This is a genomic window from Tumebacillus flagellatus, assembly GCF_000714935.1.
In the GTDB taxonomy this organism is placed as follows: domain Bacteria; phylum Bacillota; class Bacilli; order Tumebacillales; family Tumebacillaceae; genus Tumebacillus; species Tumebacillus flagellatus.
Map to the genome: position 1 here is coordinate 26,039 of NZ_JMIR01000021.1, position 24,825 is coordinate 50,863.

General features: G+C 58.6%; 20 protein-coding genes. 17 read left to right on the forward strand and 3 right to left on the reverse strand.

Annotation, left to right across the window (positions count from 1 at the left end; translation table 11 throughout):
- Positions 1-38: 38 nt before the first annotated feature.
- Positions 39-239, reverse strand: coding sequence for a SelT/SelW/SelH family protein (locus EL26_RS14130; RefSeq protein WP_081857213.1), 201 nt, complete (start codon positions 237-239; stop codon positions 39-41).
- Positions 240-418: 179 nt separating this feature from the next.
- Here EL26_RS14130 and EL26_RS14135 point away from each other — a divergent pair, with 179 nt between their 5' ends.
- Positions 419-808 carry a hypothetical protein gene (locus EL26_RS14135; protein WP_038090080.1) on the forward strand — a complete coding sequence of 130 codons (390 nt, stop codon included), beginning with the start codon at positions 419-421 and terminating at the stop codon, positions 806-808.
- A complete protein-coding gene (locus tag EL26_RS14140; protein ID WP_038090083.1) occupies positions 805-1,191 on the forward strand; it encodes a (deoxy)nucleoside triphosphate pyrophosphohydrolase in 387 nt (128 codons plus the stop codon). The genes EL26_RS14135 and EL26_RS14140 overlap by 4 nt, the downstream gene beginning before the upstream one ends.
- 70 nt (positions 1,192-1,261) lie before the next feature.
- On the opposite strand, the gene EL26_RS14145 is transcribed toward EL26_RS14140, so the two are convergent.
- Positions 1,262-1,567 (reverse strand): hypothetical protein, encoded by a 306-nt coding sequence (locus EL26_RS14145; RefSeq protein WP_038090086.1) that lies wholly within the window; start codon positions 1,565-1,567, stop codon positions 1,262-1,264.
- 178 nt (positions 1,568-1,745) lie between these two features.
- On the opposite strand from EL26_RS14145, the gene EL26_RS23855 reads away from it, so the two are divergent.
- The 12 genes from EL26_RS23855 (at position 1,746) to EL26_RS26470 (ending at position 12,406) form a co-directional block, all read left to right on the forward strand.
- The gene (locus tag EL26_RS23855; protein ID WP_052036384.1) at positions 1,746-2,132 is read left to right on the forward strand and encodes a helix-turn-helix domain-containing protein; all 387 of its coding nucleotides are present in this window, start codon (positions 1,746-1,748) and stop codon (positions 2,130-2,132) included.
- Complete coding sequence (locus EL26_RS14155) at positions 2,129-2,365, forward strand: hypothetical protein (RefSeq protein ID WP_038090089.1); 237 nt, start codon at positions 2,129-2,131, stop codon at positions 2,363-2,365. The genes EL26_RS23855 and EL26_RS14155 overlap by 4 nt, the downstream gene beginning before the upstream one ends.
- A gap of 78 nt (positions 2,366-2,443) precedes the next feature.
- Positions 2,444-3,181 (forward strand): class I SAM-dependent methyltransferase, encoded by a 738-nt coding sequence (locus tag EL26_RS14160; protein ID WP_038090091.1) that lies wholly within the window; start codon positions 2,444-2,446, stop codon positions 3,179-3,181.
- An 82-nt stretch (positions 3,182-3,263) separates the two neighbouring features.
- Positions 3,264-3,992, forward strand: a complete 729-nt coding sequence (locus EL26_RS14165) for an iron-containing redox enzyme family protein (protein ID WP_238546121.1) — start codon at positions 3,264-3,266, stop codon at positions 3,990-3,992.
- Between the two features lie 112 nt (positions 3,993-4,104).
- Positions 4,105-5,754 (forward strand): spore germination protein, encoded by a 1,650-nt coding sequence (locus tag EL26_RS14170; RefSeq protein WP_052036385.1) that lies wholly within the window; start codon positions 4,105-4,107, stop codon positions 5,752-5,754.
- The gene (locus tag EL26_RS14175; protein WP_052036386.1) at positions 5,705-6,901 is read left to right on the forward strand and encodes a GerAB/ArcD/ProY family transporter; all 1,197 of its coding nucleotides are present in this window, start codon (positions 5,705-5,707) and stop codon (positions 6,899-6,901) included. Before EL26_RS14170 ends, EL26_RS14175 begins: the two co-directional genes overlap by 50 nt.
- A complete protein-coding gene (locus EL26_RS14180) occupies positions 6,882-8,063 on the forward strand; it encodes a Ger(x)C family spore germination protein (protein ID WP_052036387.1) in 1,182 nt (393 codons plus the stop codon). The genes EL26_RS14175 and EL26_RS14180 overlap by 20 nt, the downstream gene beginning before the upstream one ends.
- 42 nt (positions 8,064-8,105) lie before the next feature.
- Positions 8,106-8,369, forward strand: coding sequence for a hypothetical protein (locus EL26_RS14185; protein WP_038090094.1), 264 nt, complete (start codon positions 8,106-8,108; stop codon positions 8,367-8,369).
- Positions 8,370-8,462: 93 nt separating this feature from the next.
- Positions 8,463-9,206 carry an HAD family hydrolase gene (locus EL26_RS14190; protein WP_038090097.1) on the forward strand — a complete coding sequence of 248 codons (744 nt, stop codon included), beginning with the start codon at positions 8,463-8,465 and terminating at the stop codon, positions 9,204-9,206.
- Positions 9,203-9,655, forward strand: a complete 453-nt coding sequence (locus EL26_RS14195; RefSeq protein WP_038090100.1) for a DUF188 domain-containing protein — start codon at positions 9,203-9,205, stop codon at positions 9,653-9,655. The genes EL26_RS14190 and EL26_RS14195 overlap by 4 nt, the downstream gene beginning before the upstream one ends.
- A gap of 168 nt (positions 9,656-9,823) precedes the next feature.
- The gene (locus tag EL26_RS14200; protein WP_038090104.1) at positions 9,824-12,154 is read left to right on the forward strand and encodes a diguanylate cyclase; all 2,331 of its coding nucleotides are present in this window, start codon (positions 9,824-9,826) and stop codon (positions 12,152-12,154) included.
- Positions 12,155-12,277: 123 nt separating this feature from the next.
- Positions 12,278-12,406, forward strand: a complete 129-nt coding sequence (locus EL26_RS26470) for a hypothetical protein (RefSeq protein ID WP_274518885.1) — start codon at positions 12,278-12,280, stop codon at positions 12,404-12,406.
- 121 nt (positions 12,407-12,527) lie between these two features.
- Here the strand turns inward: EL26_RS26470 and EL26_RS14205 are convergent, their stop codons facing one another.
- On the reverse strand, positions 12,528-14,441 hold the full coding sequence (locus EL26_RS14205; protein ID WP_038090106.1) for an ABC-F family ATP-binding cassette domain-containing protein: 1,914 nt from the start codon (positions 14,439-14,441) through the stop codon (positions 12,528-12,530).
- A 78-nt stretch (positions 14,442-14,519) separates the two neighbouring features.
- Between EL26_RS14205 and EL26_RS14210 the strand changes: the two genes are divergently transcribed.
- From EL26_RS14210 to EL26_RS14220, 3 genes are all read left to right on the forward strand, one after another.
- The gene (locus tag EL26_RS14210) at positions 14,520-16,466 is read left to right on the forward strand and encodes a DUF2334 domain-containing protein (protein ID WP_038090109.1); all 1,947 of its coding nucleotides are present in this window, start codon (positions 14,520-14,522) and stop codon (positions 16,464-16,466) included.
- Positions 16,467-16,816: 350 nt separating this feature from the next.
- A complete protein-coding gene (locus tag EL26_RS14215; RefSeq protein WP_038090111.1) occupies positions 16,817-18,199 on the forward strand; it encodes a glycine--tRNA ligase in 1,383 nt (460 codons plus the stop codon).
- A 152-nt stretch (positions 18,200-18,351) separates the two neighbouring features.
- Positions 18,352-24,699: a non-ribosomal peptide synthetase gene (locus tag EL26_RS14220; RefSeq protein ID WP_052036388.1), complete on the forward strand. Its 6,348-nt coding sequence runs from the start codon at positions 18,352-18,354 to the stop codon at positions 24,697-24,699.
- Positions 24,700-24,825 lie beyond the last annotated feature (126 nt).

Here is a 24,825-nt window from a genome sequence, read left to right on the forward strand (position 1 = left end):
GAACCCGGCCGCGCAGGTGGCCGGGTTCTTCGCATACGTTATGCAAAAATCTTCTGCCGGAGCAACTCCAACACTTCTCCGTCTTCCGGGAAGCGGCCGAGCGCTTTCTTGGAGTAGATTAATTCACCGTCAAACGTGATTTCGTAGACGCCGCCCGTGGAGGGCAAGAGCGTGAACGAACCGATCTTGGGGCCAAAGTACTTCAGAACTTCGTCCGTCAAACTGACGGCGCGGGGCAAGTAGTTTCAGGTGTTGCAGTATTCGACCGTGATCTTCGGAGTTTCCATGGCGAATCTCTCCTTCAGTGGAAAATGGGTACTCTAATGGTATCATACTGTGCGGCTCGTGACCATTCCGGCACAGAGTACGGAGACATATGGTACAATAACCCACGTTGACGAGAAGGAGGAAGACAGAGATGGATGAACTTGAACTGTATGAGCCGGTCAGCGGCTTGGATGATTTGATTGGAATTTTGGAGAGTTTGTTTGCGGAGACCCCTGTGTGGGTGCGCTTGGAGATGCAGGAAGAGCGGGGAGAAGTCGTCCACGACCACCTCTTGGCGCAGTTCGCGTCGACGTTTGACCTGTGCGATCTCGTGCAATCGGAAGCGGGAGAAGATGTGGCGCTGGAATTCCTGTTTCGCGAGACGGAGGAAGAAGCGGGCGGAGAACCGCAGTCGGTGACGTTGCCGATCAACCCGCAAGACATCGAAGTCGACCTCTCGCCGGAAGAAGTGACGCTGACCAGCGGGGTGTTCGCGCTGACGTTGCAACGGCTTTCGGCAAGCGGGAGCGCCGGGCGATGAAACAGCTGGTCGTGACGGCGGCCGTGATCGAGCGCGACGGGCGGATCTTGCTCGCCCAGCGCAAACCTGAAACGCACATGGGGCTGAAGTGGGAATTCCCCGGCGGCAAGCTGGAGTGGGGGGAAGACCCGCGCGCGGGACTGGCACGGGAAATCCGCGAAGAACTCGGTATCGAAATCGAAGTCGGCGACGTGCTGGAAGTCGTGTCGCACACCTATGAAGACCGTCACGTCGTGCTGATGGGCTACTCCTGCCGCTGCCGAAGCGGGGAGTTGCAGAAGCTGGATGTGCAAGATGTGCGCTGGGTGCAGCCGGACGAGCTGCTGTCGTACGACTTGGCTCCGGCCGATGTGCCGATCGTGGAGAAGTTGCTGCGCTTGTAACAGAAGCCCACTACCTGAAAAGCCCTCTGGCGCGCCGAAGCGTCCGGAGGGCTTTCCGTTATGAAAAAAATCAACAAGGCGCTTCGGTCGCGTGGTAATCGCTGTGGGTGTACTTGCCGGCAAATTCGAGGAGCGAGAGGCGGCGTAGGTCGTGGAAGATTTCCGGGAGGTCGTCGCCGACGTAGAACAACGGGTTGGAAGCAAAACGCAGGTCGAATTCGTGAGGATGATCGGTCGGGGTGACCAGATGAACTTCGAGGTGAGCATCGAAAATCGCCAACGCGGTGTTGGCATCGACGAGGCAGCCGGGCACCTTGAAGTACCCGCCGGTGTCCTCGTTTGGCCAACGAATCAAAATTGCATGCTCAGTCATCATGGGGAAGCCCTCCTGTCAGTGGGAGTTCTATGTTAGAATGGATGTTGTGCTTTTAGTATAAGCGCGAATCTATAGTTTCGTCCAAGGCTGTGAGGGCTGAAAATCGGCGACCAGGTCGCGAAAGCTCTCGCGATCTCTTGTGATTGCTTGAATACGAACATGTGTTCCGAGGTGGATCATGGTGGATTTGGGGACGTTGATTCGGGAGGCGCGGACGGAGAAGGGGCTGACGGCGGTGCAGTTGGCCGAAGCCGTCGGCGTGACTCCGACCTATTTGCGGGAGTTGGAGCGCGGGGTGAAGAGAAACCCTTCCATGCAAGTGATCGGCGGTATGGCGGACGTGCTCGGCAAGCCGGTCTCGTATTTTTTTGGCAAAGAAGAGCGGCAGGACCGGTTGATGGGGACGCTTCCGCCCGATCTGAAAGGCTATGTGCGCGAGACGATCTTGGAACCGTACGGCGCCGAGCGGGAAGCGGTCGAGAAGTGGAGCGACGCGCAAGTGATGGAGGCGTTGGTTCATTACCTGCGAACGCTGAAGAAACAGACGGAGGGCGAAGAGCAGTGAGCAAACGGATCAACCTGTTGCTTGCGCTGGTGGCGGAGCTGGGGATCTTGGGCTGGTTGTACAGCCTCTACCATCAAGTGGAGCAGGACATTCTCATGGTGCAAGGCCAGTATCAAGAGCGCTACGCCGATTTGCACAGCCAATGGCTGAAGCTGGCGGGCGGCATCATGCTCGTTTCGGGTCTTGCGATCGTCACCGCGTACGTGTTGGTGCGCAACTGGCGGCGTTCGTAGCTTTTTTCCCGCTCGCGGTCATACATATGATACGAAGACCGATTTGACAGCGATCGCAAGCAGGGGAGCGGAGTGCGAGTGAATGAGCCGACGTATCATGATTTTTTAGCGACGTTTGGAATTGGAGGCGCTCATCCGGGCGGTTTGGCGCTGACCCGGGATGTGGTGGCGAAAGAAGGATTGACGCGCGCGTCGCAGGTGCTCGACGCAGGCTGCGGCACCGGCCAGACGGCCGCCTACCTCGTCAAAACCTACGGGGCTCGCGTGACCGCGCTGGACCAACATCCGCTGATGCTGGAGAAAGCGCGCCGGCGTTTTCAGCGGGAGGGGCTCGGCGTGCAGCTGTTGCAGGGCGACGTGCACCGGCTGCCGTTTCCGGAGAGGTCGTTCGATCTGGTGCTGGTGGAGTCGGTGACGATCTTCACGCGCATCAACACCGCGCTCGGCGAGTACTCCCGCGTGCTGAAACCGGGCGGCGTGTTGCTCGATTTGGAGATGACGGCGGAGCGGCCGCTGTCCGCCAAAGAGCTGGAGGAGTTGGCGAGCGTCTACAACACGCGCCAAGTGCCGACCGAAACCGAATGGGCGGGGCGGCTGCAAGGAGCGGGGTTCGCCTCCGTTTCCGTCGTGCGCGGCGGAACGGTGGCGTCGGCGTTGCCCGATGATCACACGCCGCCGCAGGAGTTGCCGGAGTTCGATGCGCCGCAATCGGTCGATCCAAGGCTGTATGACATTTGGAGCGCCCACCAAGCGCTGACGGAGAAATTTTCGCGGCGGCTTGGCTATCGCGTGTACCGGGCGGTGCGCGCGAAGTAACACGGCGGGGGACGGGGCGTAAAACCCCCTCCCCGCCATCACCTGCAGACAAGACAGAATGAGAAGTTGGGAGAGACCAGAGATGCAAGCGATGACAGCAGAATTTCATACATACCAAGATGTGGAACGCGCCGTGATGCAAGAAGTAGAGACTCATATCGTGCAGGGTCGTTTTTTGACGGCGCTTGGCAACGGGGAATTCACTCCGGCGCAGATTCGCGAGTTTGCCCTGCAATACAGCTACTACAGCCGCAATTTCCCCCGTGTGTTGGGGGCGGCGATCGCGGCGGTGGAACCGCTCGACCGCTGGTGGGTGCCGCTGGTGGACAACCTCTGGGATGAAGCCGGACGCGGCAATCCCAAGGGCTATCATTCCCGCCTGTACCGCACGTTTTTGGAGTCTGTGGCTCCCGATGTGGAGATCAGCGACGAACACGTGCCGAACTATCCGGTGGGAGAAGCGGCGAAGCGGGCGGTGGACGCGTTTCTTTCGTTCCTGAAAGAAGCGACGACGCTGGAAGCGATGGCGGCCGTGGGCCTGGGTTCGGAATTGTTCGCCGGGCTCGTCATGGGGTTGATCGGCCAAGGGTTGCGTCACCCGAACTACAGCCGCGAGCGCAAAGTCAATGTCGGCTTCTGGATGGCGCACGCCGACGAGCACGAACCGCGCCATTACCAACTGTGCCGCGACGTGCTCGTCGAGTTTACGGAACCGGAGCATCTGCAGGCGATCTACCGCGCCGGCGTGCAGATCGCGATGTCGGAAGCTCGTTTTTACGATGAATTGCATGACGAGATGAAACGTCGATAAACGCATCCAAAACTTGCACATAACCCGTTCGCAGAGAGGTCATCCTAACATTCTAAGGATGGCCTTTTTTGCATGTGCTGGCAGATGCGGGGAACGGAAGGAGGTTTGACGCATGGGGCGGTATCAGAGGCGCAAGACCAAGGACGCGAAACAAAGCCAAGTCTTGGAGAACAGGTTCGAAGAGCAAATCCGGAAAGTCCCCGACGATGAGCTGTTGCACCATACGAAGGGGCAGTTGGAGGAGATTCGCAGACTGCTCGGCGACAGCAACGATCTCGTCATTCGCGACTTTTCGTGGGGGCATCGGCGGGAATGGCGCGCGCATCTCGTGTTTCTCGACGGCTTGGTCAAATCGGAAACGATCGACGAGCAGATTCTCGCGCCGCTGATGCTGGGAACGGTGGAACTCCCGCCGCTGGAACCGTTTGAACCGGATCAGGCGCCTGAAATCGCCCTGCGGCATCTGCTCCCGCGCGCCGACGCGCAGGTGGTGCTGTCGCGCCGCGAACTGGTGCGCGGCGTGCTGTCCGGTTCGACGGCGCTGCTGTTTGAAGGGGCGTCGCGCGGGCTGTTGCTGAACACGCAAGGCTGGGAAAAACGATCGGTGCAGCCGCCCGTCTCCGAATCGGTCGTGCGCGGCCCGCGCGAAGGCTTTACGGAGACGTTGCGCGTCAACACCGCGCTGATCCGCCGCCGGATCAAAGATCCGGATCTTCGAATCGTCAATATGAAGATCGGCACGCGCACCGCCACCGATGTCTCGATGATCTACATCGACGGCCTCGCCGACCGCAAAGTCGTGCAGGAGATGGAGAACCGGCTGAAAAGCATTCGCACGGACAGCATCCTTGAGAGCGGGTACATCGAGCAATTCATCGAAGACAGCCATTGGTCGCCGTTTCCGATGATGCAAAATACGGAGCGCTCCGACAAAGCGGTCGCCAACCTCTTGGAAGGCAAGCTCGTGCTGCTCGTGGACGGGTCTCCGTTTGCGCTCATCGCCCCCGTGGTGTTTGCGCAGTTGTACCAAAGCCCGGAGGATTATTACGAGCGCTTCTTGATCGCCACGTTGCTGAGATTGATTCGGGCGCTCTCGATGACGATGGCGCTGTTGCTGCCGTCGTTCTACATCGCGTTTACGTCGTTTCATCCGGAGATGATCCCGTCGAAGCTGGTGATCGCGATGGCCGCCGGTCGGGCGACCGTGCCGTTTCCGTCCGTGGTGGAGGCGCTTGCGATGGAGATTTCCATCGAGATTTTGCGCGAGGCGAGCGTCCGGCTGCCGGGTCCGATCGGCCCGACCATCGGCATCGTCGGAGCGTTGATCGTCGGGGAAGCGGCGGTGCGTGCAGGCATCGTCTCCCCGATCATGGTCATCGTCGTCGCGTTGACGACGATCGGGTCGTTTGCCGCTCCGAGCTACAACGCCGCCATCGCGCTGCGGATGCTGCGCTTTCCCGTGATGCTGTTGGCGGCGGCGTTTGGACTGTACGGCATCATGTTGTTCTTCATCTTCATCGTCGTGCATCTCTGCTCGTTGAAATCGTTCGGCGTGCCGTACCTCGCCCCCTTGACCCCGTCAAACTTGTTGCAAATGGGCGACAGCATGATCCGCATCCCGTTGTACAACATGAGGAAAAAACCGAACCTGTTCGCAGAGAACGACGAACTCGAACGCACCAACCCCACATCCGCGGAGGACATTGAACCTTATGAGCCAAGCGAAACGACACCTGACGACCGGAAGTCCGGAGACCAGTAAATTTCTCATCACCCGCTACCAAGCGATGGCGTTTAACGCCAGCACGATCATCGGAGTCGGCGTGCTCACCCTTCCGCGCGCGACGACGGAACAGGCACACCAATTCGGCTGGATCTCGGTGTTGATCGCGCTTTTGATTTCACTGCTCGGTCTGATGGTGATCTACGACTTGAACCACCGCTATCCGGGGCAGACGATCGTGGAGATCTTGCAAAGCCTGTTCGGAAGCACCCGTTTGAAATGGGTGGGGCGCTTGCTGTCCGCTCCCTTTGTGCTTCTCTATCTCTTCTACTGGTGCTGGTCGACCGGGATCGTGTTGCGGACGTTTGGCGAAGTGGTGGTGACGGCCGTTTTGGTCAACACGCCGCTGGAAGTGATCGTCGCCACGATGCTGCTTTTGTGCATCATGCTGGCGTATTACAACGTGGAAGTGGTCGTGCGCGTCAACGAAGTGTTGCTGGGGTTGATCGTCGTGCCGGTTTTGTTCATCGCGCTCTCTTCGTTTCAGTCGGCGCATCTCGACTTTATCTTGCCGCTGTTCTCCATGCACCGGATCGGAGGGGTCTTGCAGGCGAGTTTGCCGGCGATGACCAGTTTACTCGGCTTTGAAGCGATGCTCATGTACAACTCCCACCTGAGCAAAGAACCGCGGATGATGCGGTGGCAGCTGTACGGTTTGTTGATTGCGGGCCTCATCTATTTGTTGATCGTCATCGCGGGAATCATGTCGTTCGGCTATGAAGAGCTGTCCCGTCAAGCGTGGCCGACCTTGGAGTTGGTCAAGAGCACGCAGGTGCCGGGTCTCGTCTTGGAACGGTTGGAAGCGGTGTTTTTGGCGGTGTGGGTCGCTGCGGTGTTCACGTCGGCGGGAAATTGGTTTTTTTGCGCCAATTGGTCGTTTCGACAGTTTTGCCGCTTCAAAAAACGGAAGTGGTGGAGCCCGCCCGGGCTTGCCGTCATCACGTACCTGATCGCGATGTACCCGCGCAACATCGAGGATTTGTTTCACTACCTCGCCTACACAAGCTATTTCGGGTTGGGAACCGCGTTTGTCATGCCGTTTCTGTTCTGGGTGATCGCTTTGATTCGCGGCGGAAAGCGCAAAAAGGGCGAAGGAGGCACGCCGGATGCGCGGGCGGCGAGCTAGAGCATGGATGGCGGTGAGTTTGATTCTCGTGTTGTTTTCCCTGTTGCTGACCGGGTGTTGGGACAACCGCGAGTTGGAAGAGCGCACGTCTGTCGTCGCCCTCGCCGTCGACCGGGAGCAGAGCCAAGACACAGACGCCAAGATGGTCAAAGTCGCCGTGCAGATTCCCATCCCGATCAAAATCGCCGGCTCCGGCGGCGGCTCCGCGGGAGAGGGCGGCAAAAACGCCGTCAAAGTGATGTCGGCGACCGGAGAATCGATGGCCGACGCGCTGCGGCAGTTGCAGCAACAACTGAACCAAGAACTGTTCTACGGGCACACACGGGTAATTGCCGTTTCCCAAGACATCGCCGAAGAAGACATGGCCGGCATCATCGACGCCATCCGCCGCACCCCGCAGATGCGCCGCCTGCTTTGGCTGTTGGTCACGCCGGGTCCTGCCGTCGACCTGTTGAACTCCGATCCGAAACTGGAGCAGATCCCCATCGTATACGTCATGGACTTGATCGAAAACGGCTCCAAGCAAGGCCGCATCCCCGACATCACGCTCGGTCATTGGTTTATCGACCGCTCGTCCACCGGGGTGGAGCCGATCGCCAATTTGATCGAGCCGGACAAGCAAGACGTCAAGTGGGAAGGGTTGGCGATGTTTCACGACGACAAAATGGTCGGAACGCTCAACGAACAGGAATCTTGGGTGTTGATGAACCTCCGTGAAGAGCAGACAGGCGGCAACATCACGATCGTCTCCCCCATCATCCCCAAGAAGAAAAACCACACCGACTACATCACCGTCCATCCGAAAAAAGTCCACACCAAAACCCGGGTCACCCCGGATGGCGACACGTTTCGCATGACGGCGCAAGTGGAGTTGGAAGTGGACGTGATCGAGTCGATGGGTGCCCTCAATTTTACAGATGAGGTCACGTTCCGCAGCGTCGAGAAGGCGCTGACCGACGAGATGAACAAGCGGGCGAAGCATCTGGTGGAAAAAGTGCAGAAGCAGTACAAAGTGGACGTGTTCTCGTTGGGAGACAAAGTGCGGGCGCGCTGCTACGACCGATTCGAGCAGATCCCCAACTGGTCGGAGGTGTTTCCGAAAACCAAAATCGACGTGAAGTATTCCGTGTTGATTCGCCGGGTCGGAATGAAAATGCACTAATTGCAGACGCTAGAGAGCAGCAGAAGAAGGGGGAGATGGCGAATGAACCACGAAGACCAAAAGCGCAGCGAACGCAGACAGTTTGACGATAAATTCGAAGAGAACATGCACAAGCAGTACACCGACATCGAAGAAGAGTACCACGCGGCCTACCCGAACACGCCGGCCCCGTGGACGATGGGCTTCTTGCGGGCTGTCTTCAGCCGCGACGGAAAAGGGGTTCTCCTCTGGGCATTGGTCGGAATCGCCGTCGCCGTTGCGCTGTGGATGGCATATTTGGCTCTCTACCCGAACGGCAATTTCTAAAACGGCTACCCGGCGAACCCCGTTCGTCGGCTTTTTTTTCATGGACAGATGCTATAGAATGATAGAATACCCGCGAGAGGAGGGGAACAGGAGATGAAACAACATCTGTTGTTCGATTTGGACGACACACTCATTCATTGCAATCGATTTTTCAACGAAGCGCGCACGGAGTTTTTGAACGCGATGCTTTCGTTTTTCAAAGGGACTCCCATTGAGCGGAAATTGATTGACGACACGCAGCAACACATCGACCTCTCCGGCATCGAGCAGCACGGGCTCGGCAAACACCGCTTCCCGGAATCGCTGGCGGCGACGTACCGCCTCATGTGCGAGAAGTACGGCAAGACGCCTGTGAAGCACGAAGAGGACGAATTGACGGCGATCGGCTACGGCGTGTACACCAAGCCGATTGAACTCTACCCGCACGCGCACGAGACGCTGGAGAAACTGCGCTCCGAGGGGCATGAGCTGTATCTGTACACGGGCGGCGACCACGAGATTCAGACGGCGAAAGTTTTGAACGCGGGGTTGCACGAGTTCTTCCCGGAGAAGCGCCGGTTTATCTCGGAGCACAAAAACCGCTCGGTGCTGGCGAAGATCATGCAAGAGCGCGGGTTGGAGCATCCGCACACGTGGATGGTCGGCAACTCGGCGCGCAACGACATTCGCCCGGCGCTTGAAGAGGGGATTCACGCCATCCATCTTCCCGACAAAGGCGGCTGGTCGTTCGACCAAGCGGATCTCAACGTGCCGGTGGTCGGGCGTTTCTACACGCTGGACACGATCAAGGGCGTGCCCGAGGTGATTCGCGAGCACGTGACGGAAGCGAAGCGATGACGCTCCAAATCTGGATCGACGGGGACGGTTGCCCGCGCGGGGCCGTGCAGTTCACGCTGGAAGAGGGTGAACGGCGCGGCCTCGACGTGTGGCTGGTCACCAACGTCCACCACGAACAGCAGGCGCAAAACCGCCTGGTGGTCGACGGGCATGCCCAAGCGGTGGACTTGGCGATTCTCAATCGCTTGAAAGCGGGCGATGTCGTGATCACGCAAGACATCGGGCTGGCGGCGATGGTGCTCGGGCGCCGCGGGTATGCGCTGCACCCGAACGGCACCGAGTACGACAGCGGGTCGATGCCGCTGTTGCTCGAAATGCGCGAATCGGCAGCCAAACACCGGCGCGGCGGAGGCCGCACGCGCGGACCGAAAAAGAGATCAAATGAAGATCAAGAGAAATTTCAATCCTGTTTAGCGGGAGTTTTGGACAAAATTGGCGGATATGAGTAAAGTATGCGACTTTATCGCATGCTTTTTTTGTTATGCTCTTGAAACAGCCTACTTAAATAGAATCCCTTTAATTATTGCGTGAATATATACTTTGTTCTATCATAAAGGTACAACATTAAAAATTAGACTCCAATGGAACCTAACTATATATAAAGGAGGTGATATCTATTGAAGACGTCGCTTCGACTCTATGTCTACACGATCAACATCATCGGACTTTTACTGGGAGCTTACACCTTGACTCAATTTCCGAGCGGGGTTTGGTGGGACGCGTCAGTGTTTCTCGTTTTGGCGGGCGTTGTGCAGCTGATGCCGGTGGCGCTGGCGAATCAATCGTGGGTTTCAGTTTCGTTTTCGATCTTGTACGCGTCGGTGTTGTTGCTCGGTCCGGACGTCGGTGCGCTGACGGCGGCGGTGTGCGGGTTGGTCGGTTCGTTTTATCCAAAACGGCTGAAGCCGCATAAGATGATTTTCAACGTGGCAGGTTTGGCGATTCCTGCGTTTGTGTCCGGGCAGCTTTTGCAGTTGACGGCGGGCTTGAGCTATTTCTGGCTGTTTGAGTTTCTCTTGGTCCCGCTGCTGTTCTACACGATCAACTCGACTTTGATCACGTTTGCCATCGCGCTGACGGCCGGTCAATCGCCGTTTCGCATCTGGAATGAAAACTACCGCTGGCCGATGATGAACTATTTGCTGTTGTCTTGGATCGGCATCGGGTTGTACAAAGCCTACGCGCTGCTTGGCATCTTGGGGTTGATGATCTTCGTTGTGCCGCTGATCATGGCGCGCTACAGCTTCAAGCTGTACATCGACCAGACCAACAAAGTCCAGCAACATCTGGACTCGTTGCAGACGGCTAACGACATGCTCAACCGCAAAGTCGGCGAAGTGGCAGCCCTGCAAAAGCACGCGTTGTTGATGGGCACGTCGCTGAACTTCGAATCCACGGTGGAGACGGTGTTCGCACGCGTCTCGGAAGAGGTTCCGTATCAAGCGCTCTACATCGTTTGGAAGAATCTCGACCGCGACACGTACGACCAGTATCAACCGGCGGAAGAAGGGATGCAGTCTGTCGCCGTCCCCGAGTTGGAATCTGCGATCTCGATCGTATTCCAAGAGGGCAAGCGCCTCGTGCTGCCGGCTCGGGAAGACACGCACGTCAAGCTGTTGTGCCCGATGATCGCACAGGGCGATGTGCAAGGCGTGATGGCGCTGTTGTGCCCGCGAGATTTGCTGGAGGAGATTGATTCTTCGCTGGACGTGTACGTCTCGCACGGTGCGGCCGCCCTTTCGAACGCGTACTTGTACCAACGGATGGAACGCGTCGCCAACACCGACAATTTGACGAAACTCTACAACCGTCACTACTTTGCCCGCACGCTGTCCGACATGACAAAAGCGCAGCACGTCCCGAACACCGTCATCATCATGGATTTTGACAACTTCAAGGACATCAACAACTCGTACGGTCATCACATCGGCGATTTGGCACTGCATTATGTCGCAAGCTTGATTCGCACGGAAGCGCGGGAAGAGGACATCCCGGTGCGCTACGGCGGAGACGAGTTCGCTCTCCTCTTGCCCAACGCAACCGAGGAAGTCGGCCTGATCGTCGCAGCAAGGCTTTTGGAGCAGATTCGTCTGCCGGTGACGTTGGAAGGTCATCCACTTTCCATCTCGCTGAGTTTCGGCGTCGCCACTTGTTTTGAAGGGAACATTCAAGAGACCGTCAAACAAGCGGACAAAGCCGCCTACTTCTCCAAAGCCAGCGGCAAGGGGTGCATCACGTTATTCTCGCAGATTCAAGAGGAAGGCCATCCCGTGTATCACGGCAACAAGGAACCGATCGTGCCAAGAGCAGAAGAGATCGAATCAAGGCGCTCGATCACCAAGGGTTTGCTGCATGCACTGAAAGCGCGCGACGTCGTGACCTACAACCACAGTTTGCAGGTCGCAACATATTCAGTCTGGTTGGCGCAGCATCTCGGGATGCCGCCGGAAGAGATCGAACGAGTGCGTTTCGGCGCTTTGTTGCACGATATCGGGAAGCTCAGCATCCCGGATGGAGTGTTGAAGAAAGGCGCTCACTTAAACCAAACTGAGCACAACAACATGCGGACGCACCCGGTCGTCGGGCATGATATCTTACGACACTTCGGTTCCGTCTACGATTCCATTTTACCGATTCTCTTGTCCCATCACGAACGGGTGGACGGACAAGGGTATCCGCATGGAGTTGAGGCGTCCAAACTCGATCAGGCGGTGCGTATTGTCACCATCGCCGATGCGTTCGATTCGATGACGCGAGACAGTTGCTACCGAGATAGAATGCCGATGCACTGGGCTGTAGAAGAACTTCGTCGCTGTAAAGGGACGCAATTCGACTCTGAATTGGTGGATCAGTTTCTTGAAGTCGTACGGCAACATTTTCCTGACCGTTTGATGGATTCTGGGGAGAATCCGGAAGGAACGGTTGTGAGGGAGGCCTCGCTCCAATGATTCGGAAATGGATCGATGACTTGCTGAAACGAATTCTTCGCTCGCTGTAGGGGTACAGCGGCGAGGATGATTGGGGCTAGGGAATTAGGGATACCAAAATAGGGATAAAAGGGGAAATGAGAGATGAAAAAAGTACTGGCTGGCGTATTGGTTGCAGTTGCACTGTTCACCGCTTTCGCAGGTATGGGTTCTGTCCACAAGACCGCAGAAGATCTTCCTGCAACTCCCCTGGTCTTCATCTGGGGTGACTGATTGAATTGAACATGCCAAGTAGCCGCTTATGCAGCACCTAAAAAGGAGAGAACTTTTCAACGGAAAAGTTTCTCTCCTTTTTTTGCGTGCTGTGGAGCAAGGGGGATTGGAGCGAGGGTGGCTATTTCTTCGCGCGGGCGATCTCTTCCGCCAATTCGTTGAGTTCGGCCCAGCGTTCGACGGCCGCTTCCAGTTCGGCGGTCAGGCGGGCTTCTTCGTCGGTAAGTTTCTGCAGGTGCGTGTAGTCGCTGCCGCCCTTGGCGAGTTCGGTTTGCACGGCGGCGAGTTTTTCTTCCAGCCCCGCGATGCGTTCGTCGATCGTCTCGAACTCGCGCTGTTCGTTGTAGGTCATGCGCCGGGCGCGGGGCTTCTCGGAGCGCGGGGCTTGCGCTTTCGGTTTGTCTTCGGGAGAAGTTGCGGGTGTTGCCGACGCGAGCCTTTTTTCCCGGGTGGCCTGGTATACGGAGTACATGTCGAGCGTTTCATAGATGCCGTGCTCGCCTTCAAACGCGATCAGGCGGTCCACGACGCGGTCGAGGAAGTAGCGGTCGTGGGAGACGGTGATGACGGTGCCGTCGAAATGGTCGAGATAGTCTTCGAGAATCGAGAGCGTTTGCACGTCGAGATCGTTGGTCGGCTCGTCGAGCAAGAGCACGTTCGGCTCGCTCATCAAGATGCGCAGCAGATACAGGCGGCGCTTCTCTCCGCCGGAAAGTTTGCTGATCGGCGTCCACTGCTGGTGCGGCGGAAACAGGAAGCGCTCCAGCATCTGCCCGGCGGAAATCGTTTCGCCGTCGGTCGTCTTGATATACGAGGCGACGTCGCGGATGTACTCGATGACGCGCATCTCTTCGTTCATGTCGACGCTCTCTTGCGTGTAGTACGCCATCTTGACCGTCTGGCCGATCTCCACCGTGCCGCTGTCCGGTTGGAGGCGTCCGGCGATCAAGTTCAAGAGCGTCGATTTGCCGCTGCCGTTCGGGCCGACGATGCCGATGCGCTCGCCCGGGCCGACCAACAGCGAGTAGCGGTTGAGCAGGACGCGGTTGCCAAACGACTTTGTAACATCGGTCAGTTCGAGGACTTTTTTGCCGAGGCGTTGCGAACCGATGGCGATCTCCAACTGCGGACCGGCTTTTTCGACTTTCTGATCGCGCAGGGCGGTGGCGAACTCCACGCGCGCTTTTTGCTTGGTGGTGCGGGCTTTGGCTCCGCGGTGCAACCATTCCAACTCGCGACGCAGCAGGTTTTGGCGCTTGTCTTCGGACGCCGCCTGCGATTCTTCGCGCTGCGCTTTGCCGATCAAGAACGTCTCGTAGTTGCCGTTGTACGAGTAGAGACGGCCTTTGTCCAGTTCGAGGATGCGGTTGGTGACGCGGTCGAGGAAGTAGCGGTCATGCGTGATCATCAAGAGCGCCGCTTTGCTTTTTGCCAAGTATCCTTCCAGCCAGTCGACCGTCTCGTTGTCGATGTGGTTGGTCGGCTCGTCGAGGATAAGCAGGTCGGCCGGGCGAATCAGCGCGCGCGCCATCGCCACACGCTTGCGTTGACCGCCGGAGAGCGTGCTGACGACGGCGTCGTAGTTCGCGATGCCCAGACGGTTGAGGATGTTCTTGGCGTTGGCTTCCATCTCCCAAGCGTTGTTCTGGTCGATCTCTTGCGTCAAGCGCAGGAGGCGTGCCTGCAGTTGCTGATCTTCCGGGTGTGCTCCGAGTTGGCCCAGAGTCTGTTCGTACTCGTACAGCAAGCGCAGCACGGGCGAGTCGCCTTGGAAAACCGACTGCAAGACGGTCAGGTGCTCGTCAAACTGCGGGTTTTGCGGCAAAAACTCCACGCGCACGTTGTTCCCGCGCACGACAAGGCCTGAATCCGGTTGCTCGGTGCCGGCAATCGTGCGCAACAGCGTGGATTTGCCGGTGCCGTTGACGCCGATCAAGCCGATGCGCTCTCCGCTGTCGATGCCAAAGTTGAGGTCTTGAAACAGCGTTTTTTCGCCGTGTGTTTTCGTGAGGTTGAGGATGGAAAGTAAGTTCATTTCGTTCGACCTTCTTTTCGGTATGCTACTCTCCAGTGTAGCATACTTTTCTACGTGATCGAAGAGGAGGGACGGCCGGTGAAAAAAGTGTTGATTCGCTTGGAAGACGTAGGTCCCGGCGGGGAGTTCGGCACGGAGGAGCGATTGTTGAAGTTGTGCGCGGTTGCCGATCTGCTGGCGCGCGAGGGAGTGCCGTTTCACGTGGCGATGATTCCGCGCTTCGTCGACAAGGGCAAGGGGTATGACAAGTCAATTGCCGATCGGAACGACCCGTTTGTACGGAAGTTTTTGCAGGTGATTTCCTATCTGCGGGCACGCGGCGGCTCGATCGGCATGCACGGATACCGCCACCAATACCAAACAGAACCCAGCGCGGCGGGGTATGAATTCTATTACAGTGCCTGCGAAAGCGATTGTCCGCCGCAAGAATCCGATGCGGCGTATCTGGAGCGCGATGCGTTCGAATCCTCGTATTCGTCCAGCCGCATGCGTGAAGGATTTCAAGCGGCGAAACAGGCGGGGGTGCAGCTCGATTGGTTTGAAACGCCCCACTATGCGGCTGAAGGGAATGCGCGCAACGTGTTGGAGGGATGGGCGGGGTTGTTTTTTGAAAATGATCCGCGTCATGAAGAAGCGAATCGCAAGGTGCTGTTTGAAGACCTCGACAGCCCGTTGTATCGTGGCGTGGTGTACGTGCCGACGCCGCTTTTTTATGTGGACGGGTCGCATCCCGATCAAGATGTGGAGCGGATGTGCAAGGAGATTGCGGAGTACGGGGCGGATGAGATCGCCGGGTTTTTTTATCATGCGTTTTTGGAATTTCCGTTCATGGAGCTGCAAACGGCGAAGGACGGCAGGCCGCGGGTGAAGTATGATCCGAATTCGTACTTGCATCGATTGCTTCGCTGTTTTAAGAGACAAGAGCGGACGTTTGTGCATGTGAAAGACCTCGTACCGTTTGCGCCGTCGGCGAGGCGTACGGGTGTTTTCCCGGGAAATCATGCAGTTGTGCTCACCGGCGATGTGGACGGCGACCGGCGTTCGGAGTTGGTGCTTTGGGAACCGGAGAGCGGAACTTGGTCGGTGCTGCGGGTGAATTTGGACGGGTATCCGAACCGAAATGTGCCGATTGGCGAGCCGTTGCAAGCACTGACCGGTTGGGCGCAAGGGGAATCCTGGCGTCCGTTTCTGGGCGACGTCAACGGGGACGGGCGAGCGGATTTGATCGTGTTGGACACGGAGATCGGGCAGTGGCAGGCAGCGCTTAGCGACGGCGCGAAGTTCGTTCCGGCGGCGGGAGATCGGCAGTTTCTCTGGTTGGAGAATTTCGCGGCAGGGCCGGACTGGTTGCCGCTCGTCGGCGATTTCAACGGCGATGGAAAAACGGACGCGGCCGCCTACCGTCTCGCATCCGGCGATTTGCGGGTGGCGCAGAGCACCGGGGCGCACTTTGCAGAAGTGCTGGTGCCGAATTCCGCGCTTGCTGATGAAGCGGCGGGCGGTCGCAAGGAAGGGCGGGAACGCAGGGTCGATACGATGATTCCGCATCTCTGGATCAAAGGCTGGGTTTCCGGCACCGATTGGACGGTGGCGGCGGGGGATTTCAACGGGGACGGACGCACGGACCTCGTGGCGTGGAACCGGCGCACGGGCGATTGGAAAGTGGCGCTCAGCAACGGGAAGCGGCTGATCCCGACGGCAGGGCCCGTCGGCCCGTACTGGCGGCGCGGGTTTGGCATCGGCACGCAATGGCGCTTGCTGGTGGCAGACTTTGACGGAGACGGGCGCGACGATGTGCTGTTGGTCGATCCGGTGAAGGGGATCTGGTTGGCGGCGCAAAACAGGGGAAGCCGTTTCGTGCCGCATGAGACCCCGTTCGGTCCCTGGGCGGCGGGATCGTACGGACAGCCGTTTGCGGGGGTGTTTACAACGGACGGGAAGGCGGCAATCGGCGTGCGGCAGGCTTTTTTGCGGAGCGGGGTTGTGGATTTTGCCGTGTCTTTGCAAGCGCACAACAAAAAATAACTCATGGCGCGAAAAACAGGCGGGTGTCTCTTGACTTGATTCCCCAACTTTGGGTAAGATAGTTCCAACGTAAATATGTTGCGGCGATGAAGGAACAGATAGTACCTGCCCCTCCATCCACCAGCGAGCCGGGGAAGGTGAGAGCCCGGCGGATGCGGGCAGGGAAACGGCGGTTTCGGAGCTGCAAATCGTGAAGAGGTGGGCGCGGCGTTTTTTCCGTTGCGTCAACTAGGGTGGAACCGCGGGAGGAGAGCTCCCGTCCCTAGGCTTTTACAGCCAGCTTAGGGACGGGGGCTTTTTTGCATCCACGGACCTTGGCTGAGCCCTCCACAACGAAGGAGCTGTTTCAGATGAGCGTGAAAATGGACGAACTGGTAGCACTGGCGAAACACCGAGGCTTTATCTTCCCGGGCTCGGAAATCTACGGCGGCCTCGCGAACACGTGGGACTACGGCCCGCTGGGCGTCGAGTTGAAAAACAACGTCAAGCGCGCGTGGTGGAAGAAGTTCATTCAGGAATCCCCGTACAACGTCGGCCTCGACGCGGCGATCCTCATGAACCCGAAGACCTGGGTGGCGTCCGGCCACGTCGGCAACTTCAACGACCCGATGATCGACTGCAAAGCTTGCAAAGCTCGTCATCGCGCCGACAAACTGATCGAAGAAGCGCTCGGTGCCAAGGGGATCGAAATCATCGTCGACGGCATGACGTTCCAACAGATGGCCGACTTGATCAAGGAACACAACATCGCCTGCCCGGATTGCGGCGCGCATGACTTCACCGACATCCGCCAGTTCAACTTGATGTTCAAAACGTTCCAAGGCGTCACCGAATCGTCCGCCAACGAGATCTTCCTGCGTCCGGAGACGGCGCAAGGCATCTTCGTCAACTTCAAGAACGTGCAGCGCACGATGCGCAAGAAGCTCCCGTTTGGCATCGGCCAAATCGGCAAATCGTTCCGCAACGAGATCACGCCGGGCAACTTTACGTTCCGTACCCGCGAGTTCGAGCAGATGGAATTGGAGTTCTTCTGCAAGCCGGGCGAAGAGTTGAAGTGGCACGACTTCTGGAAGCAAGAAGCGAGAAGCTGGCTGTTGGGTCTCGGCATCAAGGAAGACAGCATCCGCATGCGCGACCATGACGCGGACGAACTTTCGCACTACTCGAACGCGACGACCGACTTCGAGTACAAGTTCCCGTTCGGCTGGGGCGAACTCTGGGGCATCGCGTCCCGTACCGACTTCGACCTCAAGCAGCACATGGAACACTCCGGCGAAGATTTCCACTACACCGACACGGAGACCAACGAGAAGTACATTCCGTACTGCATCGAGCCGTCGCTTGGCGCAGACCGCGTGACGTTGGCGTTTTTGATCGACTCTTACGAAGAGCAGCAGCTTGAGGGCGGCGACTCCCGCACCGTGTTGCACCTGCACCCGGCGCTCGCGCCGTTTAAAGCGGCGATCTTCCCGCTGTCCAAGAAGCTGTCCGAACCGGCGACGAAAGTGTTCGCGGACCTCGCGAAGCATTTCAACGTCGACTACGACGAGTCCGGCTCGATCGGCAAGCGCTACCGCCGTCACGACGAGATCGGCACTCCGTTCTGCATCACCTTCGACTTTGAATCGGAAACGGACGGCGCTGTCACCGTTCGCGACCGCGACACGATGGAACAAACCCGCATGCCGATTTCAGAGCTGAAGGCGTTTATCGAGTCGAAGTTGGAGTTCTAATCATAAAAAAGCAAGAGCAAGAGAGGGGTTCGCGCCCCTCTCTTTTTTTTGTTAGAGTGGGTCCCTTGACGGGGAGTTTCGCTATTCTTTATACTAATTTCGTAAATGATAATTAGTATAAATTGTAGAAGTAAAATACGAGGTGACCGATGATGGCAGAAGCAGTCGAGGAGCGTTGCGTGCACCATGCGTTTGAAGAGCAGGCGCGGTTGAATCCGAACGCGACGGCAGTGGTGTTCGGGCGTGAAGAGGTGACGTATGGAGAGTTGGACCGCCGTGCCTCGATCCTCTCGTCACGTTTGCAAAGAGCAGGCGTGGGCCCTGAGGTGCTGGTCGGGATCTGCGCGGAACGATCTGTGTCGATGATTGTCGGAATATTAGGAATAATGAAGGCGGGCGGCGCGTACGTACCGCTCGATCCCAAGTATCCGGCGGAGCGTTTGCGCTATATGATGGAGGATTCCTCTCTGCCTGTTTTGGTGACCCAGTCCCATCTGGTCGAGCAACTCCCGGAGTCCAAAGCCGAGGTGGTGTTGCTGGATGCGCTCTGTGAAGAGGAGTCGGCAGTCGACCTCTCTCTAGAAAAAACGAACGCAACCACCCCGCTCACTCCCCACTCGCTGTGCTACGTGATGTACACATCGGGCTCCACCGGACGACCCAAAGGCGTGCTGTTGGAACACGGCGGCGCCGTCAACATGCTGGCAGCCGTTTGTGAACGATATGACGTTCGAGGGGACAGCCGCGTGCTGCAGTTTGCGTCGTTTTCCTTCGACGCGTCGTTCTCCGAGATTTTCATGGCTTTGTCGGTCGGCGCGGTGCTGGTGATGGCGGCACAGGAAGAACTGATGCCCGGCCCGACGCTGGTGCGGCTGTTGCAAAACCAGCGCATCACCAACGTCACGTTGCCGCCGTCCGTGTTGGCGATGCTCAAAAACGAATCGTTTCCCGACCTGCGCACCGTCGTCTCCGCTGGAGAGGCATGCCCGCAGGAGCTCGCTGTGCACTGGTCGCGAGGGCGCCGTTTCGTCAACGGCTACGGCCCTTCCGAAGCAACCGTCTGCGTAGCGTGCGCGGTGTACGAGGACGGCTGCGAGCAGGTGAGTATCGGACGCGCGCTTCCGAATGTCCGCCTGTACGTTCTCGACGCCGACCAATTCCCCGTTCCCGTCGGCGAGGAGGGAGAGCTGTACATCTCCGGCCGATGCTTGGCACGCGGCTATCTGGGGCGGCCGGATTTGACGGCGGAAAAGTTTTTGCCGAATCCTTTCTCGACTGCGCGCTTTGAAGAGCGCATGTACCGCACAGGCGATCTCGTGCGGCAGTTGCCGAGCGGCGATCTGGAGTTTCTGGGCCGCCTCGATCACCAAGTCAAACTTCGCGGGTTCCGCATCGAACTCGGGGAGATTGAAGCGGTGTTGCAAAACCACGAGCGCGTCCAACACACCGTGGTGCTGGCGCGGGAAGACTTTCAGGGTCAGAAGCGGTTGGTCGCCTACGTCGTCGCGGAAAAAGGGTCTCTGCCTCCCTCCGCTCAGGAACTGCGCCGTCATCTGGAGGCACGCGTTCCCGCCTACATGGTGCCCTCTGCGTTTGTCGTCATGGAGGTGTTTCCTTTGACTCCCAACGGCAAGGTCGACCGCAACGCGTTGCCTGCGCCGGGCGGAGTGCGACCTGCATGGGAAAGCCCGTTTGTCGCGCCGAGGACGAAGTTGGAAGAGACGCTGGCGGGCATCTGGTCGGAGGTGCTCGGGATGGATTCCATCGGGGTGGAGGACGGGTTTTTGGAGCTTGGCGGTCATTCGTTGCTGGCGACGCAGATTCTGTCGCGGATTCGCGATGTGCTGGGCATCGAAGTGCCGTTGCGCCATCTGTACGCGGCACCTACGGTCGCAGGTCTTGCCGCGATCCTTGAAACAGAGCGTCGCGAAGGCCGCATCGTGCGGACCGTGTCGATTCCCCGCGTTTCGCGAGACCAACGGTTGCCGGCTTCGTTTTCTCAAGAGCGCGTCTGGTTCATGCACAAAATCAACCCGGCGCACCTCTCGTATGCGTCGCAAGTCCTGTACCGCTTCACCGGTGAACTTGCCGTGGAGATCTTGGAACGTTGCTTGCAGGTGATGGTCAACCGCCATGAAATCTTCCGCACCACGTTCTCCGAAGACGAAAGCGGAGTCGTGCAAACGATCCATCCGTTCTATGAAGTGAAGCTGGAAGTGCAGTCTCTGTTGCATCTCCCCGAGGAACAGCGGGAAACAGAGTTGCAACGCCTCGTAAAACAAGAGATGGCACGAAAATTCGACATGACAAAACTGCCCTTGGTGCGCTGGGCCTTGTACCAACTGCGGGAAGACCGCTATGCGATGCTGCACGTCGAGCAGCACATGGTGCATGACGGCTGGTCGTCCAACGTGTTCTTGCGCGAGGTGGTGGAGCTGTACCGGGCGTTTGCGGCGGGACGTCCGATGCCGCTGACAGAAATGCCGATCCAGTACGCCGACTACGCGCACTGGCAACGTCAATGGGCACAGGGGCCGGAAGCGGCGGCGCAACTTCAATTTTGGAAACAGCAGTTGGCAGGCTGTCCGGAGATGCTCAACCTGCCGACCGACCGCCCGCGCCCCGCTGTGCCGAGCCATCGCGGGTCGGCGCTGCGCATCGAGTTTCCGGCGGCGTTCACGGAGGAATTGCACGAGTTCGCCCGCCGCGAAGGAGTGACGCTGTTCGTCGCGATGCTGTCCGTGTTCAACACCTTGATGTATCGCTACACGGGACAGGAGGACTTGTTGATCGGCTCCGGCGTGGCAAACCGCCGCCGTCGGGATGTGGAAGGCGTGATCGGCATGATCGTCAACAACATCGTCCTGCGCACGCAATTGAACGGCGACATGACGTTCCGCGAGTTGATGATCCGCGTGCGGGAGATGACGATCGAGTCGTTCTCCCATGAAGACACGCCGTTTGACCGCGTGGTGGAAGCGGTGAACCCGGTGCGGGATCTAAGCCGCAACCCGTTGGTGCAAGTCCTGTTCTCCTTCCACGACACGCCGCTGCCCGACCTCAGCCTTCCCGGTGTTCAGATGGAGTTGAAGGAAGCGCTCAGCAACGGCTCGGCAAAGTTCGACTTAAGCGTCATCGGTCTGCCGCACCCCGTGCCGCGTCGAGGAGCGGACGGCGAGGCGATCGGATTCACGCAAATCTGGGAGTACAGCACCGATCTGTTCGACGAAGCCACCGTCCAGCGGATGTTCGGGCACTACAAAACTCTGCTGCTCGCCGCGATGCAAACTCCCGATCAACCGCTGTCGTCGCTCCCGCTGCTCACAGACGAGATGCGCGAACAGCTCGTCGCGGGCTGGAACGACACGCGGACGGACTACCCCCGCCACGCGCGCGTGCAGGAGTTGATCGAAGCGTTGGCGCAACAGGCTCCCGAGCGCATCGCGGTGCTGGCGGGCGATCAGACTTTGAGTTACCGCGAACTCAACGAGCGAGCCAACCAAGTCGCCCGTCACCTGCAAAGCATCGGCGTTCGCCCGCAGGAGTTCGTCGGCCTCTGTGTCGAGCGTTCGGCGGAGATGGTGGTCGGAATGCTCGGGATCGTAAAAGCGGGCGCCGCCTACCTGCCGCTCGATGCGTCGTATCCGCAGGAGCGGTTGACTTTCATGCTCGAAGACTCCGGCGTGCGCGTGCTGATCACGCAGGAGAAACTCAACCCGTTGTTGCCGGGTGCCGACATCCGCCGTGTGTTCCTCGACGCCGAGCGCGAGGTCATGGATCAACAGAGCCGCGCCGATCTGCACCTGCCCGGCTCGGCGGAAGACGCGGCGAACATCATCTATACATCCGGCTCCACCGGCACGCCCAAAGGGGTGGTCCTCCCGCATCGCGGCATCGTCCGCCTGGTGAAAGGGACAGGCTTTGTGCCGATCTGTGCAGAGGATGTGTTGTTGCAGTTCGCGTCGATTTCCTTTGACGCCGCGACGTTTGAAATCTGGGGCAGTCTGCTGAACGGGGCGAAGCTCGCGATGTACCCCGCAGAGAAACCGTCACTTGAAAAATTGGACGAGGTCATCACCGACTGCGGCGTCACCACGCTGTTCTTGACCACTTCGCTCTTCCACCAGATGGTCGACACCCATCCGCACGTGCTCTTGAAAGCGGGTCGCGTGGTCACCGGCGGGGAAGCGCTGTCGGCGTCTCATGCCCAAGCGTTGTTCGCGGAGGCTCCCGAGGAATTCCGCGTGTACAACGCTTACGGACCGACGGAGGGCACGACGGTCGCCACCTGCGCCGTGATTTCGAAAAAAACGCCCTTCGACCGACCGATCCCCATCGGCCGCCCGATCTCCAACACGGAAGCGTACGTGCTCGACTCCCGCTTGCAACCCGTGCCCGTCGGCGTGCCGGGCGAATTGTTCATCGGCGGAGACGGCCTCGCCCGCGGCTATTGGAGACGCCCGGAATTGACCGCGGAGAAATTTATCGCGCATCCCTTCTCCGCAGAGCCGGGTGCCCGCCTGTACCGCACGGGCGATTTGGCACGACGGCTTCCCGACGGGCAATTGGAATTCTTGGGCCGCCTCGACAACCAAGTGAAAATTCGCGGCTTCCGCATCGAGCCGGGCGAAGTGGAGAGCGAACTGCGCAAACACCCGTCCGTGCGCGAGGCCGTGGTGATACTCCGCGAAGAATCGCCGGGAGACCGCCGACTGGTCGGCTACGCGGTGCCGCATGAGGGGGAGAACCTCGACAGCCGCGAATTGCGTCTGTTTTTACAGAAAAAACTGCCCGGCTACATGGTGCCGTCTCAGTTCGTCGTCTTGGCGGAACTGCCGCTGACTCCCAACGGCAAAGTCGATCTCCGCGCTTTGCCCGCGTCGGAGTGGGAACGCGACCATCCGTTCACGGCTCCGCGCAACCCTGCGGAACAGGAAATCGCGCGCATCTTTGCCGAGCTGTTCCGCCGCGGGGAGATCAGCGTGCACGACTCGTTCTTTGAGCTGGGCGGCAGTTCGTTGCTGGGGTTGACCGTCCTGTCCCGTCTGCGCCAAGCCTTTCAAGTGGAGATTCCGATGAGCGACCTCTTCCGCCTGCCGACCGTCGCGCAACTGGCAGACGCTGTCCAAGGTCGGAAAAAAACGAACTCGTCCATCCCGGCACGCCTCTTTCCGGACGCCCCCGTTGCGCTTTCGTATGACCAAGAAGAGTTGTGGCGGGTGATCCAAGGGGACCCGGGCACGTCCGTCTACAACGTCTCGATCTCGCTCGTTCTGAGCGGGGAACTGGATGTCAAGGCACTGGAACACAGCCTTCAAGCGCTGGTCAACAGACACGAAGCGTTGCGGACGAGATTCACCCAAACGGCCGGCGGCCCCGTCATGATCGTGGAGCCGCACATCGAGGTGCCGTTGCCGGTGGTCGACTTGCTAGGCTTGAGGGCGGAGGAGCGCAAGGAAGAGGGCGACCGGGTGGCGATGGCGCTGATTCGAGAGCCGTTCGAATTGGCCAAAGCTCCCTTGTTCCGCCCCTGCTTGATTCGCTTGGCGGAGGAAGAGCATCTGCTGGTGCTCGTCCTGCACCACATCGTGACCGACGGCTGGTCGAAAGGCGTGCTGCTGCGGGAGTTGGGCGATTTCTATCGTTCTTATAAGAAAGGAGAGTCTCTCAATCTGCAGCCGCTCCCGATTCAGTTTGCCGATTACGTAAGCTGGCAACGTCAGCAGTTGCAAGGGGACACGCTGCAAACGCAACTGAACTATTGGCAACAGCAACTCGACGGCGCGCCCGCTGCGCTGAACTTGCCGACCGATCATCCGCACCCGCTGCATCGTTCCAACCGAGGCGGCAAGCTGTCGTTCCAGCTGTCGGACGAAACCGCCGCCAACTGGAAAGGGTTCGCGCACCGCGAGGGCACGACGATGTTCATGACTCTGCTTGGCGCGTTCTACGTCTACTTGCACGGCTTGTCGGGGCAAGAGGACATTCTGGTCGGCACGCCGATCGCCAACCGGGATCGGGAGGAAACCCAAGGTCTGATCGGGTACTTGCTTTCGGTGCTGATCTTGCGCGGCAAACCGCACGGCGACCTCGCCTTCCGCGAGTTGTTGCAGCAGGTGCGGGAGACGTCCCTCGACGCGTTCGCGCACCGAGACATGCCCGTCGAACTGCTGATTCAAGAGCTGGGCGTCGAGCGCGACACGAGCCGCAATCCGCTGTACCAAGTGATGTTCGTGTACTACGACCGTCAGGAAGACCCGGTCGACCTGGAGGGTCTGCACGTGCAAACCGGCCTGCTCGACAACGGCACGTCCGAATTCGAACTGATGCTTGTGCTCGGCGAGCGCGACGGACGCATCGGCGGTCGTTTGGAATACAGCTCCGACCTGTTTGAAGCAGAGACGGTGGAGCGGATGGTGCAGGACTTCCTCCATCTGGTGGACATGTTGGTCCAATCGCCGGAGACGCGGCTCTCCGAACTCGAACGCACTTTCGTTTAATAAAAGCCCCTTTGCGTGGAGAAACCCTCTGCGCAAAGGGGTTTTTTATAGAAAGAAGAGAAAAAACACTCTCGCACACTAGCAAACTTTTTTCTAGTTTTCCCGCGAAAGAGTTGGTATAACTCC